Raw genomic sequence first — 24,236 nt, 5'->3', positions numbered from 1 at the left:
AATCAACAGTGGCTGGAGCATGTAGGCTATGGAGATAAGGCCTCCCAGACCATCGTCACTATAAGTCTTGGTGGAAGCTTCTAGATGCTTTAGGGCCCGCGGCACCAGAGGCCTCTGGGCCCGAAATTTTTTTTGGGGAGGTTGAGGATGGATTGCTTGAGGAGAACTGTTTGGTGGTTGTTGGCACTCTTTCTTTGCCTTCAGGCCTCGACTTGGGCTGATCGCAGCAACTTTCAGGTCTTTAAGGGATCATATCGTGAGAAGATGGGGGCCTATAAGGAGGCCATCAAGCAGGCCTCAGCCTGGGGAGATCGCAGTAACTTTCAGGTCTTTGAGGAATCATATCGCTACGAGAAGATGGGGGCCTATAAGGAGGCCATCAAGGCCCTTTTGCCCCTTTATCAAGAAAAGCCCCGGAGCTATCTTCTTAATTTGCGCCTGGGCTGGCTCTATTATCTCTCTGGTCAATATGCTGACTCCATAGAGTATTATCAGCGGGCTATGGAGATTCGGCCCTCTTCAATAGAGGCCGCTTTGGGCCTCTCCCTTCCCCTTATGGCCCGGGGTAACTGGGGCAGGGTTGAGCGCCTGATGAATCAAATCGTTAGTCAGGATCTCTACAACTACTACGCTAATCTTCGGCTGGCCGTGGCCTTGCGCCTTCAAAATAAAGCCTCCCTGGCCGAAAAAGTGGTCCGGAAAATGTTAAAGTTTTATCCGACGAGCCTTGACTTCCTGGTTGAATTGGGACGGGCCCTTACATGGCAGGGCAAAAAAGAAGAGGCCCGGAAGATCTTCCGGAGGGTCCTTCTACTTGACCCCCAGAATGTCGTGGCCCGCCAAGCCTTGAAGAAATAGATGACTTTGTCCCTTTTCTCGTTTATTTTTCTCTTTTAGATCCTCTTTAAGGGGGTTTTGAGATGATTTTTCCTGAGTATCGTCCTCGTCGTCTCCGCCGCAATGAGATCCTGCGCTCCATGGTCCGGGAGACGGATCTTTCGGTGAGAAATCTTATTTATCCTCTTTTTGTCTGTCCAGGCAAAAAGGTCCGCAACCCAGTGGCCTCCATGCCAGGGGTCTTTCAGCTTTCGGTCGATGAGGTAGTCAAGGAGGCCGAAGAGGTAGCTAGGCTGGGGATCCCGGCGGTGATCCTTTTTGGTCTTCCGGAGAAAAAAGACCCAACGGGTTCTGAGGCCTGGAGCAAAAAGGGGGTGGTGCAGAAGGCCATTGGCGCCATCAAAAAGGCCGTTCCAGAGCTGGCAGTTATCACCGACGTTTGTCTCTGTGAATACACCAGTCATGGTCACTGTGGACTCCTTAAGGGACAAACCATTGACAATGACGCCACTCTTGAAGTTTTAGCCCGGGTGGCGGTCTCTCATGCCCGGGCCGGGGCTGACATGGTCGCTCCCTCTGATATGATGGATGGTCGGGTAGGGCGTATCCGAGAGGCCCTGGATGAGGCCGGTTTTTCCATGGTCTCCATTATGTCTTATGCCGTCAAATATGCCTCAAGTTTCTACGGACCCTTTCGGGAGGCTGCCGAATGTGCCCCTCAGTTTGGCGATCGCAAAAGCTATCAAATGGATCCGGGCAATTCCAATGAGGCCATTCGGGAGGCAGCTTTGGATGTTGAAGAGGGGGCCGATATCCTTATGGTCAAGCCAGCCATGCCTTATTTGGACATCATCCGCCGCCTGAGCGAGGAGTTTACTCATCCCCTGGCCGCTTATCAGGTCTCCGGGGAATACGCCATGATCAAGGCAGCGGCTCAAAAGGGGTGGCTTTCTGAGGAGGCGGTAATGATGGAATCTCTTCTTTCCATCCGGCGGGCCGGGGCTGTTTTAATCCTTACCTATTTTGCCAAAGATGCCGCCAGAGTCCTCAAGGGAGAGTGATTAAACCGATGAAAAGACCCCACGAATTCATTCCCCGTCTGGTGGCCTGGGAGGTCACCCGCAACTGTAATCTCAACTGTGTTCATTGTCGGGCAGCGGCTACTCGCGGTCCTTATGAGGGAGAGCTCTCTACAGAGGAGTGTCTCCGGGTGTTACGAGAGATTCGGGAACTGGGCCAGCCGGTGATCATCTTGACCGGTGGCGAACCCCTTTTGCGCCCGGATATTTTTGAGTTGGCCAGTTATGGTACAGAGCTTGGCCTTCGCATGGTTATGGCCCCCAACGGGACCCTCATCACCGAAGAGGTGGCCCAAAAGATGAAAGCTTCGGGCATCCAGAGGGTCTCCATTAGCCTTGACGGAGCCAGCCCAGAGGCCCATGATTCCTTTCGGAAGATGCCCGGGGCCTTTGAGGGGGCCTTAAGGGGAATCCGGATTCTCAAAGAGGCTGGCATTGCCTTCCAGATAAACACTACTATTACCGAAATAAACCTTGAGGAAATCCCTAAAGTCTTTGAGTTGGCCGTTTCTTTAGGGGCCGTAGCCCATCACATCTTTCTTCTGGTGCCCACGGGCCGGGGCAAGGAGCTGGCCCATCAGGCCCTTTCCGCAGCCAAGTATGAAGAGACCCTTAACTGGTTTTATGAGCAGTCTAAGTCCGCTCCCCTTCACATCAAGGCTACCTGTGCCCCCCACTATTATCGTATCCTGAGAGAAAGGGCCCGGGAGGAAGGCCTGGAGGTTACCCCTGAGACCCACGGTCTGGATGCTGTAACCCGCGGTTGTCTGGGGGGTATTGGTTTTTGTTTCATCTCTCATCGTGGCCAGGTCCAACCCTGTGGTTATCTAGAACTTGATTGTGGAAATCTGCGGGAGAAGCCTTTTCCTGAGATCTGGCGTACCTCCGAAATTTTCCTGAATCTCCGCAACTTTAAGGCCTACAAAGGTAAGTGTGGCCGCTGTGAATACATCCGGGTCTGCGGGGGATGTCGGGCCCGGGCTTACGAGATGACCGGAGACTATCTGGCCGAAGAGCCTCTATGTCTCTACCAGCCTAAGAAATCCCCTCGGTCTGCCTAGACCTTAGAGTCTGGAATTTTCCTCTGGTCAAAGATACTCTAAAGGCCCTATGGGTACTTATGAGGCCATCTTTCTGGGAACCTTTGCCTCCCTGCGGCATCCCTATTTTCGGCTTTTCTTTTTGGGCCAAGCCGCCTGCCTGATCGGCATCTGGATGCAGACTACAGCCCAGCGCTGGCTGGTGCTCGAGCTTACAAATTCGCCGGCCATACTTGGGCTCCTGGGGGCTGTGGGCTCTTTGCCCGTCTTTTTTTTCTCCTTTCTGGCGGGCTGGTTGGCCGATCGCCTTCCCAAAAGGAGGCTCTTGCTTCTGGCCAAAGGTTTGGGTGGCCTCCAGGCCCTGACCTTAGGTTTTATTACCCAGATGGGCTGGGTGACGGCTTGGCATATCCTGTCTCTGGCGGCCTTTTTAGGGCTGGTAAATGCCTTGGAGCTCCCAGTTCGCCAGGCCTATCTTTATGAGCTAGTAGAGCCCGAAGATATCACCAATGCCGTGGCCCTTCATTCTTCGGCCTTCAACCTGGCTCGCTTTTTAGGGCCGGCCCTGGCGGGGCTTCTCATGGCCCGTTGGGGGGCTTGGCCCTGTTTTTATCTTAATGCCCTGGGCTTTCTGGCAGTGGTCCTGGCTTTGTTCTTTATCCCTTTGGAGGGAAAGATTCGCAAAGACAGCCGAGGTCTCTTTGGAGATCTCCGCGAGGCTCTCTCCTTTGTCGTCGGCCATCCTTTGATCCGGAGCGTGCTTCTGCTGGTAGCTACCTTTAGCATCTGTCTTTTGCCATATGCCGTTCTGCTACCGGTCTTCGGGCGGGACATCCTCGGGGTTGGAGCCAGGGGCTATGGTTTTCTCATGGCCGCCAACGGGGCCGGAGCCTTTACCGGGGCCATCTTCCTGGCCACAGTGGCTGCTTTAATCGACCGCAGGCGATGGATTATAAGGAGTGCCTTTCTGCTTCTGATTTCCTTGCTGGCCTTTGCCTGGTCACGCCATTTTTATCTCTCTGTAGGCCTGCTCTATCTATCTGGGATCAATATGGTTTTTACCTTTAACAGTGCCATCAGCCTCCTCCAGACTAGCTCTCCTTCAGAGCTCAGAGGTCGGGTTATGGGCCTTTTCTCGATGTCTTTTCTGGGGCTTTTCCCCCTAGGAAGCCTTTTTTTCGGCTGGCTGGCTGAAAGGTTTGACCCCCAACAGGCTTTAAGTCTGGGGGTTTTTCTGGCGGCCATCGCCATCGCCTATCCGGCCCAAAGGTTAAGGATGACTCTTTGAGTCTTTTACTGGTAGTATCTGGGCCAATCGTTCTATAAGGTCTCGAGCCTCATCAGAGGGCCTCTCTGGTAGAAGGATCTCAAAGAATACTAAAAAGTCCCCACGCTTCTTGGAGGCCATGATCCCCTCACCAGGGAACTTAAGAGGTCTACTCAGCTCTGGTGGTGGAGGAAGCTCTATTTCCCGCTGGCCGGTCAGGGTCGGGATGGTCAGCCGCCCCCCAAGGAGGGCCTGCCATAGGGGGATCCTCACCCGGGCAATGATATCAAGACCTCGTCGGCTGAAGACCGGATCTGGCCGGACGGAAATCTCCACCTGGAGACGCTCCCCGTTCTCCAGGGTTTTGTCAATTATGGTGCCGTCTTCTGTGCCTGGGGGAATGGCGATATTTACCGCCTGTCTAGGGCGGAACCGCCCCTGCCCCTGGCACTGAGGGCAGGGGCTCTCAATAATAAATCCTCTTCCCCGGCACGTGGCGCAGACAATGCCGATTTCCTCCTCCCGCCATTGATGTTTGATGACTCCCTGGCCTTGGCATTCAGGGCAGGAAAGTTGCCGTCCTCCGGGATCCTCTCCCGTGCCCTCACAGGTCGAGCAGGTGACCTCGCTTCCGAGGATGAGAATCTCTTTACTGGCTCCAAGAACAGCCTCTCTAAAAGAGATCTCTAAGAAATGGACAGTAATGGCTCCAGCTCCGGGAGGCGGCTCCCGGAGATGTTCCTTTAGGTATTGATAGGCTTCCAGGATGGCCTGAAATTCCTTAAGGGCCCGGGGATCCGGATTCACATCTGGATGATAACGGCGTACCAGACGCCGGAAGGCCTGTCGAAGGTCGCTTAAGGTGGCGTTGCGAGAAAGCCCGAGAAGACGATACGGATCTTTTTGCATAATGCTGGAATGTCCTTACCCTCAAATTGTCCACTAACTTAGCAAAAAAACTTGATTCTTTGAACTGCCCCATTTTTTGAAAGCCCCCAAGGGCCTTTCTTATTTGCTGAATTATGGGAAATTACCGATACGAGTTTTGTGTAATTACTTAGTATCAAACCTAAGGAGGATCTATGAGATTTAGGTGCTTGGGATCTTCGGCCAGGGTGGGTGGGATGTTTGTTCTCATTATATTTTCCCTGGCCATCATTTTTTGGGTCACCCACGGCTACAGTAAGCTTGCCCTCAAGGAAAGGGCTACGGCCAGGGATTTCAAGTTTTGGGAACATCTTTTGGCTCTGGAAAAGGATATTATTCAGATTCAACAGTGGTTGACAGACGTCTCGGCCACCAGGGGACAGGATGGTCTGGATGAAGGCCTGGAAGAGGCAGAGAGGTATTATCAGGATTTGCTCAAGCGCCTATCGCTGATTGAGGCCTTCTGTCGTCAGAAGGCCAAGGAATCCTGTCTTAAGAGGGTATCTCTTCTCCGGACCAAGGCCAGTCAGTACTATGAGCTCGGCCGGCAGATGGCCCGACTCTATATTGAAAGAGGGCCTGAGCGGGGCAACGACTTGATGGCCCTTTTTGACCAATCCGCTGAAGAACTTCAGATTATCCTGGTCCCATTTATCAATCAGGAAAAAGAGGAGCTCTTAGGGGCGCTGGCGGCTGGTGGGGCCATGGTAAGGCCGAGAATATTGTTGGCCGCTTTATTGGGAGTCTTCTTCGTTTTTGCCTGTTTAGTAGCTCTGGGTATTAATCGTAGTTTCTCGGCCAGTCTTAAGGATGGGGAAAGGGTGGCCCTTAAGGGGGCTCGGGGAGATCTTCGAGAATTTCTCCTTGAAGCCAGGCGGGATGGGTTGGGTCGGCTCTCAAAGGCCATAAACAGCATGATCTATAGCCTGGGCCAGGCCATTATGACCCTTAAAGTCCAGGCCAACTCCTTTGAGGCTGCCTCCGAGGTCATCCAGACAGCCGGAGAGACGGTCTCCCAGGGGGCTGATCGCCTCAGAGAGATCTCCCGTCAAGTCGTTAGCTCTGCTGGAGCTGCCGCAGAGAATCTAAACACGGTGGCTTCGGCCTCAACAGAGATGGCCACGGCTACTGAGGAGATCGCCCGCCATATTGCCCAGACGGCCCACAAGGCCGAAGAAACAGCCCAAGCAGCCCGACAAGCCAAAGAACTGATCGATCGGCTGGGGCAAAGCTCCGAGAGAATTAACGATATTATTAAAGTTATCAATACTATTGCCGAGCAGACCAATCTTTTGGCGCTGAATGCCACCATTGAGGCGGCCCGAGCCGGTGAGGCCGGCAAGGGCTTTGCCGTGGTGGCCGGTGAGGTCAAGGAACTGGCCCGGCAGACAGCCCAGGCTACCGAAGAGATCACTCAGATGATTAGTGACATCCAGCTCCATACCGGCCAAGCAGTGGACTTTGTGGCTCGTATTGCCGAGGCTATTGCGGAGGTCAATGATCTTGCCGCCAGTGTGGCCAGTGCTGCCGAGGAACAGACTGTAGTCGTCTCCGATATTGACAAAAATGTCAATGCCTGTGCTCGGAAGATGAAAGAGGTCGAGCGAGTCTTGAAGGATTTGGCCTATCAGGCCCAGGATTTTGCCTCCCAGGCCCGGATTGTTGCTATCTCCAAAGACGTCATTGCCGAGATGGTCTCAGAGATTCGGGTCCTTGCGGATCAATATGAGGTGGATCCCGAGACCTTGACCAGAGCAGGCCAGGAAGTCGATGATCTGGTTAAACTCAAGGCCATAATGCTTCAGCACTTTCAGTGGCGAGAAAAGGTGCTGGCTGCGGTCTTAAAGAGGCAGGTTCCGGATGTGGAGCGAGATCCTGAAAGATGTGGCCTCGGCCAATGGCTGAAGACCTTTGTCCCCTCAGGGGCTGAAAAGGAACTCATATCCGCCCTTATCCCCATTCATCAGAAGCTTCATCTTTCAGTAGAAGCCATAGAGAGGGCCATCAAAGAGGGCCGAAAGACCGAAGAGGTCCTTCAGTACCTAAAGGATCACATCAATCCCCTCTTCAGCGAGATCATGACCTATCTTCAGGGGCTTATCCGGCTCATGGCCTCTAAAGAAGGCCCATGATTTGGATTGACAGGCCTGCTTGATTTCTGCTTTAAGGTCTCTGTGTTCAAGCAGGTAGCCTGTCTGGAGGAAAAGCTTACCTATCGTTTTCGTGATCCAGCCCTCTTGCTCGCTGCCCTGATTCATCGTTCTTATCAGGGAGATCGTCCAGAAGGTCTTCCTTACCGAGACAATGAGATCCTCGAGTTTTTAGGGGATGCTGTCCTTGATCTAATTATTAGCCAGCTACTGGTGGCCCGCTATGGCGACCGTTACCGAGAGGGAGATCTGTCTCGGATGAGGGCCTATCTGGTCAATGAGGAGCGTCTAGCCCGGGTAGCAGAGAAGCTCGGCCTGGGAGACTGTCTCCTGATCGGTCGGGGAGAGGAATTAACCGGGGGCCGGAAGAAGCCGTCCATCCTGGCCGGGGCCTTTGAGGCTGTGGTTGGAGCTATATTTTTAGACGGGGGATACGAGGTTGCCTATTCCTTTGTCCGGAGGTTGTTCTCTCAGCTGGTTGGTCAGGCCGCCCGTTTAGGATTACGAGCCGACTACAAGAGTCTTCTTCAGGAGCTCACCCAGGCCCTGGAGAGAGCCACTCCAGTTTATGAGCTTGAGGGATCTCGGGGACCGGATCACGCTAAGGTTTTTACCGTGGCGGTTAAACTCAAAGGAAGACCACTGGCCCGAGGCAGAGGACGTAGCAAAAAAGAGGCCGAGCAAGAGGCAGCCAAAAGGGCCCTTCAGCGTCTAAAAAATCCTTCCTAGTTCAAGAAAGTTAAAAAAAAGCCCCCGATTCGGGGGCTTTTTAAGTCAAAGACGGAACTGGGCTATCCACTCTTGAATCTTTTGAGAGGCAGCTAAAAGCTTACGGCTGTTTCCCTGGACCTTGTCCATACTCTCTGAAACCAGGGTTACGGCCTCATTAAAAACTGGTATGGCAGAAGAGAGTTCCTGAGCGGAGTCTGAAACCTGGACTATACTTTCGTTTATTCCGGCAACAGTGGCCGTCTGCTCTTCGACGGCCGCAGCAATGGTGTTAGAGGTGTCGTTTATCTGGCCAATAACTGAGGCGGTCTCCTCTACGGACCCGATCACTTTTTCGATGGCCTCTCGAATCCGGTTTATTTTTTGGGCGATGTTTTCTGTGGCCTGACCGGTCTGTTTAGCCAGCTCTTTGACCTCACCGGCCACCACGGCAAAGCCCTTGCCGGCCTCACCGGCTCGGGCCGCCTCAATGGTGGCATTCAGCGCCAAAAGATTGGTCTGCTCGGCAATGCCTCCAATAAATTTGAGGATCTCACCAATTTCTTCTGAGCCGGTCTCCAATTCCCTGATTATCTGGTGGACCTTGGTAACCCGTTCTTGGGCCGCTTGAGAGACTTGAGCTGCCTGGGAGGTATGGGTAGAGATCTCCACAATGGCTTGCTTCATCTCCTCAATCATCTGCTTTACCTCTAGGGTCTGTTCCGCTAAGGAGCCACTGGTCTTAGACAGAGCCCCGGTCTGCTGGTTCAGCAGACGGACTCCCTCGGCCAGATGATCAGCGGCCCGGGTCAGCTCGGAAGAGGTCTCCTGGAGACCCTGTGCGTTTTTCAGGTTTTCAGCCAGAAGATGGCGAATCTTCTCCAGAAAACGATTAAAGGCCTTACTGAGACGGCCGAGTTCATCATTGCTCTGGAAGTTAAGGGTGCGAGAGAGATCGAGTTGCTGGGCGCCTTGAGCCATTTCTTCAACAAGATAGATGATATTTTGGGAGAGACGCCAAGCAATGAAGCTCAGGGTAAGAAGGGTGATCAGAGAGGCCGTCAACATAACCCCTGAAAGCTCCAGGATAGTCCTCTTCAGAGCGGCCAGTTTGGAGGCTTCATCATAGGCTAAAACAAGGGCTGCCTGATTGCTTATGGGCACTAGACTAATGGCCTTGGTCCCCAAACGAAGGCTCTGGGCCCTTAAATCAGAGATCTGGGAAACCAGCTCCTGGAGGTAGCCTGCTTGGGTCTGCCCTCCGAGAACGAGACGTCCCCTTTGCTTGATTACCCAGGCAAAATCAAGCTGAGAGTTGTCTCCTTTGAGCTTTTCAAAAAGACTCTCAGGAGAGATTAAAAGAACTAGTCCTCCAGCCCATTCACCATTGTATTCTATAGGATGGACTACTTCTAACAGTAGACGCTCTCCAATGACGCCGAAGCCTTTTATTCGCTGGTGTTTTTTTATAGCCTTTTTAATCTTTTCCTCCAGAGAGAGTGTTCTGTAAGCCGGTGATGTACTGTAGATTTGTTTCCCTTGAGCATCTAGAAAGACAATTTCTGCCTTAAGTATCTTTTGCTTTTTGAGACTTTGGAGGAGAGGTTGAGCAAGTTTTTTCAGTAATCTGGTATCTTTTAATGCTACACTGAACTGAAGATCGGTATTGCTGGCTAGATTTTGAACGATTAACTCGCCTAAGGCTAGAATTTGATGACTCTCTGTCTGAAGCTTGGCTTCTTGGCGGGATAATTCCTCTCTTATTTCTTGTAGTCCTCTTTGCCGGACAATTTTATATAGCCAGAAACAGACTAAGACATTAGTCGTTAGTAAAAGCCCTATTATTGGCAGAATAAGTTTGTAGCGCAGAGAAAGATTCGTGTAACTCATTTTTTCTCTCCTGCTATTATTATCTGACTGGGAAACTGACACTTATCGCTCCTCGGAGATCACCTTCTTTGTAGCCTTCTTTTATGCGGCCAGCGATGTCTCTACTACCTGCGGGCTCTCCGTGACATTTAAGACAAGCCTTCTTAATGTAGATTGGCCGAAGATAACGATACCGGCCATTGATGAACTCCCCATAACCCTTGCCTTGGGGCCAGTCTGGAGCTTCAAATTTTTTGAGTATCTTCTTCTCAAAGGGATCAGGTTGATTATAGGCATTTCGATACCTGAAGGTAGTTTGTTTTATGATGATGTTGCAACGACCTTTAAGGATCTGACCGGTCTCTCTACCGAAGACGGCCGGAATATAGCCTTTGAAGCCTTTGCCGGGCTGATTGATCCGTTTCTGATTCATCTGGACACTCATCTTGGCAGCCTTGATGACCTCTTCCACCACGGCCCGGGCCTCGGGATCGAGATCGGAGATCTCCTGCCCGGTCATCTCTTTGAACTTTTGGCGTAGGAGCCCTTCAACATACTCGGGGCTAAAGCCCTTGTCTGCCCGCTTAGGATCATTGATGATTTCTTGATGTTGGGCCACAATCCCTCTGCCGGCCACAATGACGTCAGCGATGTAGCGGGCGATCTGCTCAGCCTTTTCCTTGGGGATAGAATCACAGACTGAAGACCAAGCCTTACCAGAGAGGCCGGAGACCAAAAGGACCACCAATATTAGATTCCAGAGACTCTTCATCCTAACCTCCTTTAATCCTTGAAGTTTTCATTTTCCAAGTTTCGGCTAGATAAACATTTCTATTAAATCGGGATTTGTGACTTGAGAGGACTATTTTTCGATAAAGAAAATCATTAAGATTTTTCTTTATTCTTTTGCGGGGGCGGAATCTTCTTCTGGGGGTCTTTAATAATTTTTCTTTCTGGGCTATTTAAGGAAGGTCTTTGAAGCCGAGATCTAAAACGAAGGAGGCCTTAGGATGGGCAAAATTTATCAGATTGCTGTTATTCCTGGCGATGGAACCGGCCCGGAGGTGATCCGAGAAGGGGTCAAGGTCTTGGAGGCTGCTGCTGGGAGATTTGGTTTTTCCCTTTCCCTCAATTATTTTGATTGGGGAGGAGAGCGCTACCTTAAGACCGGGGAGACGATTCCCGAGGGGGGGATTGAAGAACTCAAGAAACACGATGCTATCTATCTAGGAGCTATTGGGCATCCGGATGTCCCCCCGGGGATCCTGGAGAAAGACATCCTTCTGCGTATCCGTTTTGAGCTTGATCAATACATCAATCTCCGACCGGTGAAGCTTTACCCAGGGGTCTGGACTCCGATCAAAGACAAAGGCCCCGAGGAGATAGACTTTGTCGTCGTGCGGGAAAATACTGAAGGCCTTTATGCAGGTGGAGGCGGATTCTTGCGCCGCGGGACCCCCCACGAGGTGGCCGTCCAGGAATCCATTAATACTCGTTTTGGGGTGGAGCGTTGCATCCGCTACGCCTTTGAACTCTGCCGCAAACGCAACAAGAAAAAGGAGCTCACCCTGGTCGGCAAGACGAATGTCCTCACCTTTGCCTGGAATCTCTGGGAACGGACCTTTTATGAGGTGGCTAAAGATTACCCAGACATCAAGACCAGCTATGCCCATGTTGATGCCACCTGCATGTGGTTTGTCAAAAATCCGGAATGGTTCGACGTCATTGTTACGGATAATATGTTCGGTGACATCATTACCGATCTTGGAGCCATGATCCAGGGCGGGATGGGGATTGCTGCCGGCGGCAACATCAATCCTGAAGGAGTCTCCATGTTTGAGCCCATTGGGGGATCGGCGCCGAAATATACCGGGAAAAATGTTATTAATCCGCTGGCAGCTATCTGTGCCGGAATGATGCTGCTTGAGCATCTGGGAGAAGAAGAAGCGGCCCAGGCCATAGAACAAGCAGTAATTAAGGTCTGCCGGGATCACCTAAAGAGCTTATCTGCAGGTAAGATGGGCTACAGTACGGAAGAGGTCGGTGATCTAGTCGCTAGTTATACCGCCGAGGGTGCAGAACTTTAGGGGGAGGAAGGCCATGGCCAAAGAGTTCAGCGTTGCCGTTGTTGGAGCTACAGGCGCTGTGGGGCGGATGATGCTCCAGGTCCTTGAGGAGCGGAATTTTCCCTTAAAAGACCTTCGTCTCCTAGCCTCTGAACGTTCTCGAGGCAAGCGTCTCGGTTTTCGGGGGGAAAAAATTCCGGTGGAAGTCCTGGATAAGGATTCTTTTTCCGGGATCGACATTGCTCTTTTTTCGGCCGGGGCCAGCCGGAGTCTAGAGTTTGCTCCTTTGGCGGCCGAGGCTGGAGCGGTAGTGGTGGATAACTCCAGCGCCTGGCGTATGGATCCTGAGGTCCCTCTGGTTGTCCCCGAAGTCAATCCTCAGGACATAGCCGGCTACAAAAATAAGGGCATTATTGCTAACCCCAATTGTTCGACCATTCAAATGGTCGTTCCCCTTAAACCCATTCATGAGGCCGCGGGCATTAAACGGATCGTGGTGGCCACCTATCAGGCCGTCTCCGGAGCTGGTCAGAAGGCCATCGAAGAACTCAAGGCCCAGATTAGGGCTTGGTGTGAAGGAGGGCCCTTGCCTTCGGCTGAGGTTTTTGCCCATCAAATCGCTTTCAACGCTTTGCCCCACATCGACGTTTTTCTGGACAACGGGTACACCAAAGAAGAGATGAAGATGGTCCAGGAGACCAAAAAGATCATGGGCGATGATTCCATCGCCGTGACCGCAACTACTGTCCGAATTCCGGTCTTCTATGGACATTCTGAGGCTGTTAATCTGGAGTTGAAAAAGAAGCTGTCCGCTCAGGAGGCCCGCGAGATTCTTCTTCAGGCCCCTGGGGTCGTGGTCGTGGATGATCCGGCCCACAAGACTTATCCCCTGGCCATTGAGGCCGAAGGGCGCGATGAAGTCTTTGTTGGGCGCATTCGGGAGGATGAGTCTATCCCGGCGGGGCTAAATCTCTGGGTTGTAGCTGACAATCTTCGTAAAGGGGCGGCAACTAACGCTGTTCAAATAGCCGAGATCTTGGCCCAGGAGTACCTTTAGCCTCAAGGGGGAGGGCCCTCCCCCTTGAGGCTTTTTCTAATTGGCAGTGGCCTCTCTCACTGTTTTTTCGTCTAGGCCGATTTCTTCATCGGTGAGATAGCAGGCAGGGTCTGGGGCCCAAAGATCACCGGTTACGGCCTCGGCCCGGACGCGGAAGTTCCCTCCACAGATATCAAGCCAGCGACACTTGGCACAACGTCCCTTAACGTAAAGTTTTTTATTTTTGAGTTTGGCCATAAGGGGATTGGAGAGATCTGTCCAGATTTCAGAGAAGGGGCGCTTTCTTACATTGCCAAAAGAATAATGACGCCAGAACTGATCTGCATGGACTTCTCCATCCCAGGAGACACAACCAATGCCTCGGCCAGAGTTATTACCTTCATTCATCTTAAGGAGCTCTAAGACCTCTGAGGCCCGAGGATGACCTTCTCGAAGCATGCGAAGATACACATAAGGACCATCGGCGTGATTGTCTACCGTGAGAACTTCTACCTTGTGTCCCTTGTCATGGAGCTCTTTGGTCCGATCTATGATATAGTCCACTACTTGGCGGGTCTCCTCATGAGAGAGGTCTTCTTCGATCAGTCGACTCCCTCGGCCGGCGTAAACCAGATGATAGAAACAGATCCGGGGGATTCCTTCCTCTTCTACAAGATCAAAGATAGCCGGGATCTCCTTGGCATTAAGGCGGTTAATGGTAAAACGCAGACCGACCTTGATCCCCGCCTCCTTACAGTTGCGGACGGCTTGGATCGCTGCCTCAAAGGCCCCTTTGATGCCCCGGAAACGATCATGAACCTCCCGCATGCCATCCAGACTTATTCCTACATAAGAAAGACCAAAGTCTTTTAACCTCGCGGCCACCTTCTTATCTATGAGTACGCCGTTAGTGGAAAGCACGGCCCGCATACCTTTGCCCACAGCATATTCGATGAGCTCAAAGATATCTTCCCGCATAAGGGGTTCTCCCCCAGAGAAGAGAACCACCGGGCAACCAAACTGGGCCAGATCGTCGAGAAGACGTTTACCTTCTTCGGTGGAGAGCTCATTGGGGGCTCCAGTTTCGCTAGCCTGGGCATAACAGTGGATACAGCGCAGGTTACAACGTCTAGTCACGTTCCAGACCACTACCGGCTTTTTGTCTTCGGAGAACTGAAGGAGATGGGAGGGAAGTTTTTTGGCCTTACGGCCGTAGCGCAAGGCATCAGATGGTTCTACCGTCCCACAGTAAAGCTTGGAAATGCCAATCATTTAGGCCTCCGCTCTACAGAAATAAGGAATTTTCTTAATTGAGCCAAAAGATCAGCCCGGTCAAGGGAAAGGGCCAAGCATTGGTCACATCCTGCTGCCCGAGCTTGGTTTCTCGTCTTGAGATCAAGGTCACAGATGGCCAAAACAGGGATATTCTTGGTTTCCGCTCCTCCTTTTAAGAGGACCGCTACCGAAAGGCCATCTATAAGAGGCAGGCGCTGGGAGACTACTACCAGGGCAGGTTTTTTGGCTACAGCTAAATCCAGAGCATCCTGGCCGTCTCCAGCTTCTATCACCTCGCAGCCCAACTCTTCCAAGACGTCTCTAAGTCTAGCCCGGGCCCAATCGGCCTCGGTGGCAATAAGTACCTTGGTCATGTCTGAATAGGACGAAAAGCCTCTCTGATCAGACGGTTGATGTAAAGCTCCGGATTGTGAACGGCCTCTTCCATGATAACAAAGGAATCCCGGCCAGTCCGTTCCTGGATAAGCCTCAGCCCATACTCCAGGATGTTAAGCAGGCGGTCACAGAGGGCGTAAGTGCTCTGGCCCTCGGTAAGGCCCCGACGGACAATCTCGTTGGCGGCCTCATCAGAGAAGACAACTTCTAGCCCCGAGCGCCTCTTAAAAGAGCGTTCAAAGTTGCGAATCTGCTTGAGGAGAAGGACAAATTCTTCGGTTGCGGTGTTGATGTCCAGGTCTTCCTGGCGAGAAAGAAGGGTGATCAACTCCAATCGATCCTCCGAAAGGGAAAGTCCAAGACCTTCAAAAAAGGCGGCCTTTTTGTCCTTGAGGAAGGCCTTAAGTCTCGAGAGCTCCTCCTCAAGTGCTCGTTCAAATCGGGCGGCAAGGTCTGGAGAGTCCGGATCGTTCAGCACGTAAGCGAGCCAACCCTTTGGATCCTCTACCAACTCCGGGGTGACCACCAGCCGCCGGATATCACTAGTGGGCAAGGTTTTTTCAAAAGGCAAAAGGGCCCTTTCCACCACCCTTACCAAGGCCCGGGCTCCTGTCTTCTCCGCTGCGGCCTGCCGAGCGAGAACCTTTAAGGCCTCGTCCTCAAAGACAAGTTCAATTCCGTAGGCCTTAAAATCCTGTTTTTTGTTTACCACTACAGTGCTGTTTGGATTGCGAAGGATCTCGTAGAGATCCTCTTCTTTGAGTTCGTCAAAGACAGCGATTACTGGGAGCCGGCCGATAAACTCACTTTCAAATCCATACTCAATAAGATCTTCCGCCCGGACGTGGCGGAGCCAGTTGTCTTCCTGATCTTTAGTATCCAGGTCAGCCCCGAAACCGATTCCCTGGCGCCGCATACGTCGCTTGATAATATCCGCTAAGCCATTAAAGGCTCCGCTGACAATAAAAAGAATATGGCGGGTGTTAATGGTTCGCTTTTGACGTTTGCCGGTCCGCCGGTAGTGTTCAATAGCCTCGATCTGGCTAATAGGATCATGGGGGACCCGGAGATCTACCTCAGTCTCTTCCATGGGTTTCAGAAGGGCCCGTTGGACACCAGTACGGGAGACATCGGGGCCAATGAGTCCCTGACTGGCGGCAATCTTGTCTATTTCATCCAGATAGACGATTCCAAACTGGGCTTTTTCAAGATCTCCGTCGGCCTCCTGGACAAGATCGCGGATAAGATCTTCGATATCGCCGCCAACATAACCGGTTTCGCTAAACTTGGTGGCATCCCCCTTGACAAAAGGGACCCCGATCTTATTGGCAATAAGTTTAACCATAAAGGTCTTTCCCACCCCAGTAGGGCCGATCATGATGATATTGTTCTTGATGTTACCAATAAGATTGGGCCGCCGGCGCTCCCGGAGCATGTATTTGATGCGGTTGAAATGGGTGCAAATCTTGGTGGCCAAGATGGCTTTGGCTTCGTCTTGACGAATGATGTGTTCGTCAAGATAGGCGGCCAGCTCCTCTGGCTTGAGGTCAAAGTTGATCAAATCCTTGCCGGGATACCGATCTCCAGTCTCCCGACCGCCACCGGCCCGGGGGAAAACTACGTGGGATGCAAGTCTCACTTTATCTCCGTATTTTCGGGATAGGTGATCACGGATTTCCTCTTCTAGATCCTCCGACCTAGGAGGTTTGCCAGAAAATTCTCCATCCATGACATCTTTAGGCCATCTTACTTGGTTGAGGGGGGCATTTCAAGGCAGCTGAGAGGTTTTGGCCCTCTCCAGGAGATCTTTGGCCTCGATGATGGTCTTAGCCAGATCGCCGATCTTCATGCGCCGTCGTCGACTCTCTTTTTGGAGAAGCTTCATGGCCTGGGCCTCCTTTAGCCCTAACTTGTCCATAAGGAGCCCTTTGGCCCGTTCGACAAGTTTTCTGGTGGCCAGCTCTTCAGAGAGGTTTTCCACCTCTCCGGTAAGCTCCCTCAGTCGACAGGCAATCTCGTGGGCCAGCTCTACGGCTGGGACCAAATCATCAATGACCACTGGCTTAAGGAGATAACCCAGGACCCGGGCCTCCTTGGCCCGCCGGATGAGTTCTTGATCGGCAAAGGCCGTTACCAAGACAATGGGAGTAAATCTCTCCTGATTGATCCTGCGAGCCGCCTCTATGCCGTCTATCTCTGGCATGATGATATCCATAACGATAATGTCTGGCTCAAGCCTTCGGGCCAATTCAACAGCCTCAAGGCCGTTGCGGGCCACACCTACCACTTCGTAACCAGCATCCCTTAGAAGGCTTGTAAAGGCAGAGGTAATGACTTCTTCATCATCAGCAAGAAGGATTTTTATTTTTGGAGGGATAGGTGGGTCAAACAAGAGGAAGCCTCTCTGGAAAACTTCTTCAATTGATGGCTGGGGGACAGGGATTCGAACCCCGACTAGCAGATCCAGAGTCTGCCGTCCTGCCGATTAGACGATCCCCCAGCAGTAACAGAACGGTTCCAATTTTAACCAGAGGCCCAGAAGACGTCAAGAAGGGGTATAAATACGGTCCTCTACTAAGTAGTTTTTTCTCAACAGTGATTTTTAAGGAGATCAGAGAGTTCATATAGATTCCGGCAGATGAAATCTGGCTCTCCTTGGGCTGGAGGGGTGGCTCCGTAAGGACTCCGGCCAGCCCGTCTGTTGAGCCAGACCGTTTTTATCCCTAGGTCTTTAGCCGGAAGCAGATCGTGATAGTGGCTCTGAGCCACATGGAGAAGGAGATTTTGAGGGAGACCAATTTTATCCATTGCCATGAGGAAGATATCCCGTCCGGGTTTGTAGCATTTGGCCTCTTCGGCGGTGATTAGCCAATCAAAATGGATTCCCATCTTGGCTACCGAGGCCGCTAAGAGGTCCTCATCGGTATTGGAGATTATGGCCAGCCGGAAACCTTCGGCCTTGAACTCCTTAAGCAAAGGAATATCGGAAAAAGGAGGCCAGTGGGGAAGGGAGGCGATAAATATTTCGTCGAATTCCTCTTCGGGGGAAAACCCCAGCTCTTGGGCTATCCGGCGGGCCACGGAGCGGAGAATCTCTTTGTAGGGTCGGAAGCGGCGTTCTTCTTCGGCCTCTATCCGGGCATAAAGGGCAAGAATTTCTTCCTCAGAGGGACTTCCTGCCTGCAAAAATGGTCGAAGGGCCTCAAGGATACCCCTCTCCCAGTCTATAAGGGTCCCATAACAATCGAAGGTGAGGACTTCAGGGCGCTTCATGGTTTAGAAAATCCCTTTCTGTAAGGTCTTCCTGATAAAAGACGTTGGTCCTTATTCCTTCACTCTCAAGCTCGGCCACCAGGAGGTCTAATTGATGGGCCCTTATGGGATTGGCTTCAGCCCAGGCCGGAACCTCTATAGTAACCGTAAAATAGGGGCCTCTTTTATAGGCAGAGACCTTAAAGATAAAACCTGGTGGTAGCCCTCGGGTCTTTTTTTTGAGCCAGCGCTTTATCTTGTTGCGAAGGGCTTTCTCTGGTTTCCTTTCTTGAAGGGCCTCTCTTATCAAGGTCTTTATGTCTTTTTCCAGTAGGTCTTTTCTGCTCTTGAGGGCCATTTTTACCTGGATACCCCCCCTTGATGCCCCTGTAAACCACTTTAAAATGCCCATCGCAGGGAGGGATCAAGATTGAGAAAAGATTTTGAAGCCCTCTATGGGCAGATTCCCGAGGCAGTGGCCCTGTTTGAGAAATGGATCATGGTCTACGCTAACCAGGCCTTCCGGGATCTCTTTCGTCTCTCTGGCGAGATGGACGTCTCCTGGGTCCGTCTTTTCCCTTTTAGTTCCCAGGGCTATGGCATCTTTGAGATCCCGGCCATGAGGCTTGATGGTTCTACCTTTGAAGCCGAGGTGGTTATTTTACCTTGCCTGGGGCCGGATTGTTTCATCCAACAGGTGGTCGTCCGGGACATTAGCTATCGGCTCTCCTGTGAAGAGAAGCTTATTCAGAACGAACGTCTAGCGGCCATGGGAAAGTTAGCCGGAGAGATTGCCCACGAGATAAACAATCCCCTGGGAGGCATCCTCCTTTATAGTAAGCTTCTTAAGGAAGACCTGGGTCCCGAAAGCCCTCTTTTAGTAAATGTGGATAAAATCATCAAGCTGGCTACCCGTTGCCGGATCATTGCCAAAGGGCTTCTTAACTTTGGCCGGCCGGAGTCCCGGGAAGAGACTCTGGTCAACCTCAATCAGATCATCCAGGAGATGTTTTCTCTTATTGAAGATCACCGTCTTTTTCGGGAGATAAAGGTTATCAAGGAGTTTTATCCGGCTCTGCCTTCAATTTTGGCCAATCGGAGTCAACTGGAACAGCTAGTTCTCAATCTCATTATCAATGCTGGGGAGGCCATGGAAGGGGGCCCAGGGGAGCTCTATCTGCGGACAGACTTCCATGAAGCTCGCTCGGAGGTGGAATTTTCGGTCTCGGATACAGGTTGCGGTATTCCCGAAGAAATACTCTCCCGGATCTTTGACCCCTTTTTCACTACCAAAAAGGGTGGTAAGGGAACAGGGCTCGGGCTTTCCATTAGCCACGGTATCGTCAAAGGGCACAGAGGTCGAATAGAGGTTGAGACAGCCCCTGGTCAGGGGACGACCTTTCGGGTCTATCTCCCGCTTAGGAGTTTGGCCAGATAATTATGGTTGAACCAGTGGGCAAGATCCTCATTATCGATGATGATCCGGCCATCCGGGATGGTTGCTTTCAAGTCCTTACCCGGAGCGGCTATGAAGCCGAAATGGCGGCCTCAGGGGCGGAGGCCCTGGAGCTTTTAGATCGCTGGGAGTTTGATGTCATCCTTCTGGACCTCAAAATGCCCGACGTAAACGGGCTTGATCTCCTCCGCCAAATAAGGGACCAGGATTCCCAGGTCCACGTCATTGTCATTACGGCCTTTGGCACCGTAGAGAATGCCGTTCAAGCTATGAAGCTAGGGGCCTTTGACTTTTTGCCCAAGCCCTTTGAGCCGGAGGAGTTAAGGCTTTTAGTCCGCCGGGCCATGGAGGCCAAGCGTCTGGCTATGGAGAACCTCTATCTGCGCCAGGAGCTTGAAGCCAAGGCCGGGGAGACCCAATTGGTTGGCAGGAGCCGGGCCATTAAGGAAATTCTGGAGAAGGTCTCTATGCTGGCTCCTACGGACTCTACCGTCCTAATCACCGGAGAATCAGGGACAGGCAAAGGCCTTTTGGCCCGAAAAATCCATGAGATGAGTCCCCGTAGGGATCATCCTTTTGTTACTGTCGATTGTTCTACCTTGGTGCCAACCCTCTTTGAGAGTGAGCTCTTCGGCCATGTCAAGGGAGCCTTTACTGGTGCCACTACTCACAAGGTCGGCAAGTTCGAACTGGCAAATGGTGGGACTCTTTTCTTCGATGAGATTGGCAACATATCCCTGGACATCCAGGCCAAACTCCTCCGGGCCGTGGAGGAGAAGGAGATCTCTCGGGTAGGAAGCCATCGGGTTACTAAGGTTGATGTTCGAATAATTGCTGCCACCAACCAGGATCTCCAGGAGGCTGTGAAAAAGGGGGCCTTTCGGGAAGATCTTTTCTATCGTCTAAACGTAGTGGCCCTAGAACTTCCGCCCTTAAGGGAAAGGAGAGAGGATATCCCCCTTCTGGTGGATTTCTTTCTGAAGCGTTTTACAGAAAGGCATCGCAAAGAGGTCCGGGGTCTGTCTTCAGAAGCCCTAGAGGCCCTCATGGGTCATGATTGGCCAGGCAATGTCCGGGAGCTTGAGAATACTATTGAGCGTCTGGTCATCTTTGCCCGTCGGCCAACAATAAGCCTTGAGGACCTTTATCTGGCTGGCTTCAAGTCCTCAGAAGACTCCCTTCCAGACACCGATGACGACCTCTCCCTGGCGGCAGCAGAAAAACGCCATGTCCTCATGGTCCTTAAGCGTTGTCAGGGCAACAAGACGGTAGCTGCTCAGTTGCTTAAAATCGACCGCAAGACCCTGCGGGAGAAGCTCAAACGCTGGGGGGTCTGACTTGTCGGAGGCATCCTCGCCGGCCATCGTAGTCGACGGCCTCCAGAAGAACTATGGTAACTTGATTGCCCTTAAGGCCGTAAGCTTTAAGGTTTACTCCGGAGAACTTTTTGCCCTTTTGGGGCCCAACGGGGCCGGGAAGACGACAACCATTCGCATCCTTACTGGTCTTACACGGGCTACGGCTGGCAAGGCCTTTATTGAAGGGGTTTCGGTTTTTGAGCAATCCATCAAACTCAAAAGGCTCATCGGTCTTGTCCCTCAAGCGACAAACCTTGACCTGGAATTGACCGTGGCCGAAAATCTCCTCATTCACGGTCTCCTCTATCATCTTAGCCCCTCGGAGATCCGGAGGAGATCTCGGGAGGTTTTGGATTATATAGAGTTGTCTCACCGGGCCAAAAGCAAGGCCAAGACCCTTTCCGGGGGCATGAGGCGGAGGCTTCTCATCGCCCGGGCCCTGCTCCATCGACCGAAGGTTCTTTTTCTAGACGAACCTACCGTGGGCCTTGATCCCCATATCCGCCGCCGGCTTTGGTCGCTTATTAAGCGAATCCAGCGTCAGGGGACAACAGTGCTTTTGACTACTCACTATATTGAGGAGGCAGAGTTTCTGGCCGATCGGGTGGCCTTTATTGATTTGGGGGAGATCATTGTCTGTGATACTCCGGCTAGGCTTATGGCCAGTCTGGGACAGTTTGCTGTGGATTTTACCGATGAATCCGGTCTTAAAACCCGCTATTTCAAGGATCAGGGCCAGGCCCAAAAAGAGGCCTTAAGGCTTTCGGCTCGCGGCTATTCGGTAACCATCAGGCGCGTCAACCTAGAAGATGCCTTTGTGAGCCTTACTGGTAGGAAGGCGGCATGAGAGGATTTGTGGCCGTCTATCTTCGGGAGCTCTTGATCATCAAGCACCGTCTTTGGCGGCTATTGCTATCTTTTGCTATCTCTCCGGCCCTTTATCTGGTGGCCTTCGGGCTGGGGATTGGGCGTGAGGTTCAGGTCAGCGGTCGACCTTATTTAGAGTTCCTTATTCCGGGACTTGTGGCCATGAGCTCCATGATGCAGGGATTTGGAATCAATGTGGAGATAAACGTGGCCCGCTTTTATCTCAAAATTTTTGAAGAATTCCAAGCTGCCCCCATAAGCCCTTGGGGCTATGTCTTGGGAGAGGTAGCTACAGGGATTACCAGGGCCTTGATGGCCGTGGGTATCATCCTTCTTATTGCTCTTCCGGCAGGGATTCGTCTTTCCTTGGGGCCGTTTTTCTGGCTGGCTGTGGTTCTAAACGCGACCATCTTTGCCGCCTTAGGGGTATCTTCAGCCATGCTTATCAAGAGTCATGCTGATCAGGCCTTGGTGACCAATTTTATCATTACTCCGATGGCCTTTCTCGGTGGGACTTTTTTTCCGGTGGAAAATATGCCGGCCTTGGTCCAGGTGGTCCTGAAGCTTTTGCCCCTGACTCACGCCTCTTATGCTATTCGGCAGGTGGCCTTAGGAGAAGCGGCCCCTATTGAAAGCTATTATATTCTAGTCGGACTAGTGCTGGTCTGTCTTCTTCTGGCCTTTTGGTCGGTGGATAAGGCCAGGGATTGAAGGAGGAGATCTTGGTTCGTGTTAAGATCTGCGGTCTGACCCGACTTACCGATGCTTTGGCTGCAGTGGCCGCCGGGGCCCATGCTCTGGGATTTGTCTTCTATCGACGCAGTCCTCGCTATATAGAGCCCCATTTGGCCAAAGAGATTGTGGCCTCCTTGCCTCCCTTGGTGACCACGGTGGGGGTCTTCGTCGATGAGCCCCCGGAGATGATAAAAAAGATCATGGAAGAGGTAGGCCTTGATCTGGTCCAGCTTCACGGTCAAGAGCCACCATCGGTTTGTGAGATCCTTTTTCCACGGGTAATAAAGGCCTTTCGGATATCTGGTCCCCAGGATTTGGCCCGCATAGACCTTTATCGCAATGTTGTTCGGGCGATTCTTCTGGATAGCTATCGGCCGGGGGTTCCCGGGGGAACAGGGGAGAGCTTTGACTGGCAGTGGGCGATTTCGGCCAAGGCTTTGGGCCTTCCGGTTATTCTGGCCGGTGGTCTTCGTCCGGAGAACATCCTTGAGGCTATCAAGGTGGTTGAACCCTATGGGGTAGATGTAAGTTCGGGGGTAGAAATCTCCCCTGGAGAAAAAGATCCCTTGAGGATCAAGGATCTTATAGCCAAAATTAAGGGCCTCAGACCTTAAGGCTCTCCTTGATCTTCTCGAATTCCTGCCAGACCCGAACGGTTAGCTTGAGGATGGCCTCGGGACTCAGCTTGTATTTATTGACTATCCGCTCATCAAGATGGTAGCGAAAACCGTCAGCCCCCACCCCGATGCCGATTTCCCGGAGGATGATATCCGATAGGGCTACCAAGGCTGAAAGATCCGACTGGATGAAGAGATCAGGATCGTGATGTTCGCGAATGGCCCGAACGATCTCCTCTGGGAATTCCCAGCGTCTGAGGAGTTCGGAGCCAATGATGGCATGATCTCCACCTAGGACCTGCCATTCGGCCTCTGTGAAGGAGATTCCTTTCTCTTCGCTCATCTGGCGAAGTTCATCCCGAAAGTCATGGACAAAGAGGTTGAGAACTATCTCGCCAATGTCGTGAAGGAGGGCGGCGGTAAAAAGGGTGGCCCGATCAGAAAAACCCACGGCTTCGGCCAGGATCTGGCTAGCTACCGCTGCCCCCATGGAATGATCCCAGAGCTCCTCTGGCGAAAGCTCGTAGCCCTTGAGGGCCTGATTGAGGTAAGGGGCACTGCAAGAGAGCATAATGGCCTTGCGGGTCTCCTCCTGACCCAGAAGAGAAAGGGCGACCTCAAGAGAGGTTACCTTCTGGGCCAGACCAAAATGGGCCGAGTTGCAATATTTGAGGAAATTGGCCGTAATAGCCGGGTCATACCGGATAACCTCCGCCAACTGGGGGATGGTAGTTCGGGGATCATCAAGAAGCTCAAGAACCCGATGGGCTACTTTGGGAAAGACCGGGACTGCATCAAGCCTCTCGTAGATGAACTCTAGAATCATAATTTGACCTCCCCTTCACCTTTAAAGGCAATTGTCACCTCACCCTGATCTATCCTCAGCTGGAGCTCGCAGTTTAGGTGGCGTCCGAGATGGGAGGTCTCAGGGGAGAAGCCAGCCTTTTCTAAGGCCGCGGTTACAGCCCGGGCATTTATCCCTCCTAGGTCTAGGGCCTTGGGGGCAGAGAGGAACCGGCCAGCTCCAGCCAGAACGATCTTTAGCCCCTCAAGCCCTGATCCGGCTTCCTTAAGGAGGGCGAAAAGTTTTTTGAGTCCAGAGTCAATAAAAAGCCCTTCTTTGCCTGGGGCCAGAGAGGCCACAGGGGCCAAGGCGTGGAGAAGACCTCCGATGCCTATAGCTGGGTCATAGATGGCCACGGCCACCCCAGCCCCGATAGAAGGAGCAACCAAAACGTCTTCCCTATTCTGACTTACGACCACCTCGCCTTTGGCGACAAAGATTTGGCCCATGGGCCCCT

Annotated in this window: 24 protein-coding genes and 1 tRNA gene; 13 read left to right on the top strand and 12 right to left on the bottom strand. The window is 52.2% G+C overall.

The annotated features are described in order from the left end of the window. The first annotated feature begins 156 nt into the window (after nt 1-156). The 4 genes from ACXJJX_RS01660 to ACXJJX_RS01645 all read left to right on the top strand — a co-directional run bounded on the left by ACXJJX_RS01660 (nt 157) and on the right by ACXJJX_RS01645 (nt 4,244). Nucleotides 157-858 (top strand): tetratricopeptide repeat protein, encoded by a 702-nt coding sequence (locus ACXJJX_RS01660; protein ID WP_456431258.1) that lies wholly within the window; start codon nt 157-159, stop codon nt 856-858. Between the two features lie 62 nt (nt 859-920). Then, on the top strand, nt 921-1,898 hold the full coding sequence (gene hemB / locus ACXJJX_RS01655) for a porphobilinogen synthase (RefSeq protein ID WP_456431256.1): 978 nt from the start codon (nt 921-923) through the stop codon (nt 1,896-1,898). A gap of 8 nt (nt 1,899-1,906) precedes the next feature. Then, a complete protein-coding gene (gene ahbD / locus ACXJJX_RS01650) occupies nt 1,907-2,977 on the top strand; it encodes a heme b synthase (protein ID WP_456431254.1) in 1,071 nt (356 codons plus the stop codon). Nucleotides 2,978-3,026: 49 nt separating this feature from the next. Beyond that, a complete protein-coding gene (locus ACXJJX_RS01645) occupies nt 3,027-4,244 on the top strand; it encodes an MFS transporter (protein ID WP_456431252.1) in 1,218 nt (405 codons plus the stop codon). Here the strand turns inward: ACXJJX_RS01645 and ACXJJX_RS01640 are convergent. After that, nucleotides 4,227-5,132 carry a DnaJ C-terminal domain-containing protein gene (locus ACXJJX_RS01640; protein WP_456431250.1) on the bottom strand — a complete coding sequence of 302 codons (906 nt, stop codon included), beginning with the start codon at nt 5,130-5,132 and terminating at the stop codon, nt 4,227-4,229. The two genes, ACXJJX_RS01645 and ACXJJX_RS01640, sit on opposite strands and share 18 nt — an antisense overlap. Before the next feature lie 173 nt (nt 5,133-5,305). Between ACXJJX_RS01640 and ACXJJX_RS01635 the strand changes: the two genes are divergently transcribed. Both ACXJJX_RS01635 and rnc read left to right on the top strand, forming a co-directional pair. Continuing rightward, nucleotides 5,306-7,282: a methyl-accepting chemotaxis protein gene (locus ACXJJX_RS01635; RefSeq protein ID WP_456431248.1), complete on the top strand. Its 1,977-nt coding sequence runs from the start codon at nt 5,306-5,308 to the stop codon at nt 7,280-7,282. A 42-nt stretch (nt 7,283-7,324) separates the two neighbouring features. Continuing rightward, nucleotides 7,325-8,029, top strand: coding sequence for a ribonuclease III (rnc, locus tag ACXJJX_RS01630; RefSeq protein ID WP_456431246.1), 705 nt, complete (start codon nt 7,325-7,327; stop codon nt 8,027-8,029). A 45-nt stretch (nt 8,030-8,074) separates the two neighbouring features. On the opposite strand, the gene ACXJJX_RS01625 is transcribed toward rnc, so the two are convergent. Together ACXJJX_RS01625 and ACXJJX_RS01620 are read right to left on the bottom strand one after the other, a co-directional pair. Next, on the bottom strand, nt 8,075-9,898 hold the full coding sequence (locus ACXJJX_RS01625; RefSeq protein ID WP_456431244.1) for a methyl-accepting chemotaxis protein: 1,824 nt from the start codon (nt 9,896-9,898) through the stop codon (nt 8,075-8,077). A 19-nt stretch (nt 9,899-9,917) separates the two neighbouring features. Beyond that, entirely contained in the window at nt 9,918-10,649 is a 732-nt protein-coding gene (locus ACXJJX_RS01620) for a Tll0287-like domain-containing protein (RefSeq protein WP_456431242.1), read from the bottom strand. A gap of 238 nt (nt 10,650-10,887) precedes the next feature. On the opposite strand from ACXJJX_RS01620, the gene ACXJJX_RS01615 reads away from it, so the two are divergent. Next, the gene (locus ACXJJX_RS01615) at nt 10,888-11,964 is read left to right on the top strand and encodes a 3-isopropylmalate dehydrogenase (RefSeq protein ID WP_456431240.1); all 1,077 of its coding nucleotides are present in this window, start codon (nt 10,888-10,890) and stop codon (nt 11,962-11,964) included. A 13-nt stretch (nt 11,965-11,977) separates the two neighbouring features. Continuing rightward, nucleotides 11,978-13,000, top strand: a complete 1,023-nt coding sequence (locus tag ACXJJX_RS01610) for an aspartate-semialdehyde dehydrogenase (RefSeq protein WP_456431238.1) — start codon at nt 11,978-11,980, stop codon at nt 12,998-13,000. Between the two features lie 36 nt (nt 13,001-13,036). Here the strand turns inward: ACXJJX_RS01610 and ahbC are convergent, their stop codons facing one another. The 7 genes from ahbC to ACXJJX_RS01575 form a co-directional block, all read right to left on the bottom strand. After that, the gene (gene ahbC / locus ACXJJX_RS01605) at nt 13,037-14,251 is read right to left on the bottom strand and encodes a 12,18-didecarboxysiroheme deacetylase (RefSeq protein ID WP_456431236.1); all 1,215 of its coding nucleotides are present in this window, start codon (nt 14,249-14,251) and stop codon (nt 13,037-13,039) included. After that, nucleotides 14,248-14,628: a response regulator gene (locus ACXJJX_RS01600; RefSeq protein ID WP_456431234.1), complete on the bottom strand. Its 381-nt coding sequence runs from the start codon at nt 14,626-14,628 to the stop codon at nt 14,248-14,250. Before ACXJJX_RS01600 ends, ahbC begins: the two co-directional genes overlap by 4 nt. Next, nucleotides 14,625-16,289, bottom strand: a complete 1,665-nt coding sequence (locus ACXJJX_RS01595) for an AAA family ATPase (RefSeq protein ID WP_456431232.1) — start codon at nt 16,287-16,289, stop codon at nt 14,625-14,627. Before ACXJJX_RS01595 ends, ACXJJX_RS01600 begins: the two co-directional genes overlap by 4 nt. Before the next feature lie 129 nt (nt 16,290-16,418). Beyond that, nucleotides 16,419-17,042: an ANTAR domain-containing response regulator gene (locus tag ACXJJX_RS01590; protein WP_456431230.1), complete on the bottom strand. Its 624-nt coding sequence runs from the start codon at nt 17,040-17,042 to the stop codon at nt 16,419-16,421. A gap of 33 nt (nt 17,043-17,075) precedes the next feature. Next, nucleotides 17,076-17,150: transfer RNA gene (locus tag ACXJJX_RS01585), tRNA-Gln, on the bottom strand. A gap of 89 nt (nt 17,151-17,239) precedes the next feature. Then, nucleotides 17,240-17,923: an HAD family hydrolase gene (locus tag ACXJJX_RS01580; RefSeq protein ID WP_456431228.1), complete on the bottom strand. Its 684-nt coding sequence runs from the start codon at nt 17,921-17,923 to the stop codon at nt 17,240-17,242. After that, nucleotides 17,910-18,260, bottom strand: coding sequence for a hypothetical protein (locus tag ACXJJX_RS01575; RefSeq protein WP_456431226.1), 351 nt, complete (start codon nt 18,258-18,260; stop codon nt 17,910-17,912). Before ACXJJX_RS01575 ends, ACXJJX_RS01580 begins: the two co-directional genes overlap by 14 nt. Before the next feature lie 72 nt (nt 18,261-18,332). Here ACXJJX_RS01575 and ACXJJX_RS01570 point away from each other — a divergent pair, with 72 nt between their 5' ends. Genes ACXJJX_RS01570 through ACXJJX_RS01550 form a run of 5 tightly spaced genes read left to right on the top strand, consistent with a single transcriptional unit; the run spans nt 18,333 to nt 22,932 of the window. Then, the gene (locus tag ACXJJX_RS01570; RefSeq protein ID WP_456431224.1) at nt 18,333-19,340 is read left to right on the top strand and encodes a two-component system sensor histidine kinase NtrB; all 1,008 of its coding nucleotides are present in this window, start codon (nt 18,333-18,335) and stop codon (nt 19,338-19,340) included. A 2-nt stretch (nt 19,341-19,342) separates the two neighbouring features. Further along, nucleotides 19,343-20,695, top strand: a complete 1,353-nt coding sequence (locus tag ACXJJX_RS01565; RefSeq protein ID WP_456431222.1) for a sigma-54-dependent transcriptional regulator — start codon at nt 19,343-19,345, stop codon at nt 20,693-20,695. 1 nt (nt 20,696) lies between these two features. After that, the gene (locus ACXJJX_RS01560; protein WP_456431220.1) at nt 20,697-21,563 is read left to right on the top strand and encodes an ABC transporter ATP-binding protein; all 867 of its coding nucleotides are present in this window, start codon (nt 20,697-20,699) and stop codon (nt 21,561-21,563) included. After that, the gene (locus ACXJJX_RS01555; RefSeq protein ID WP_456431218.1) at nt 21,560-22,294 is read left to right on the top strand and encodes an ABC transporter permease; all 735 of its coding nucleotides are present in this window, start codon (nt 21,560-21,562) and stop codon (nt 22,292-22,294) included. Before ACXJJX_RS01560 ends, ACXJJX_RS01555 begins: the two co-directional genes overlap by 4 nt. A gap of 11 nt (nt 22,295-22,305) precedes the next feature. After that, on the top strand, nt 22,306-22,932 hold the full coding sequence (locus ACXJJX_RS01550) for a phosphoribosylanthranilate isomerase (protein ID WP_456431216.1): 627 nt from the start codon (nt 22,306-22,308) through the stop codon (nt 22,930-22,932). Here ACXJJX_RS01550 and ACXJJX_RS01545 read toward each other — a convergent pair. Then, entirely contained in the window at nt 22,922-23,761 is an 840-nt protein-coding gene (locus ACXJJX_RS01545; protein WP_456431214.1) for an HDOD domain-containing protein, read from the bottom strand. The genes ACXJJX_RS01550 and ACXJJX_RS01545 overlap by 11 nt on opposite strands. Further along, nucleotides 23,758-24,228, bottom strand: a complete 471-nt coding sequence (locus ACXJJX_RS01540) for a chemotaxis protein CheD (RefSeq protein ID WP_456431212.1) — start codon at nt 24,226-24,228, stop codon at nt 23,758-23,760. The genes ACXJJX_RS01545 and ACXJJX_RS01540 overlap by 4 nt, the downstream gene beginning before the upstream one ends. Nucleotides 24,229-24,236: the final 8 nt, after the last annotated feature.

The sequence above is a fragment of the Thermosulfuriphilus sp. genome (genome assembly GCF_054026695.1).
This window is presented reverse-complemented; position numbering and strand designations above follow the sequence as displayed.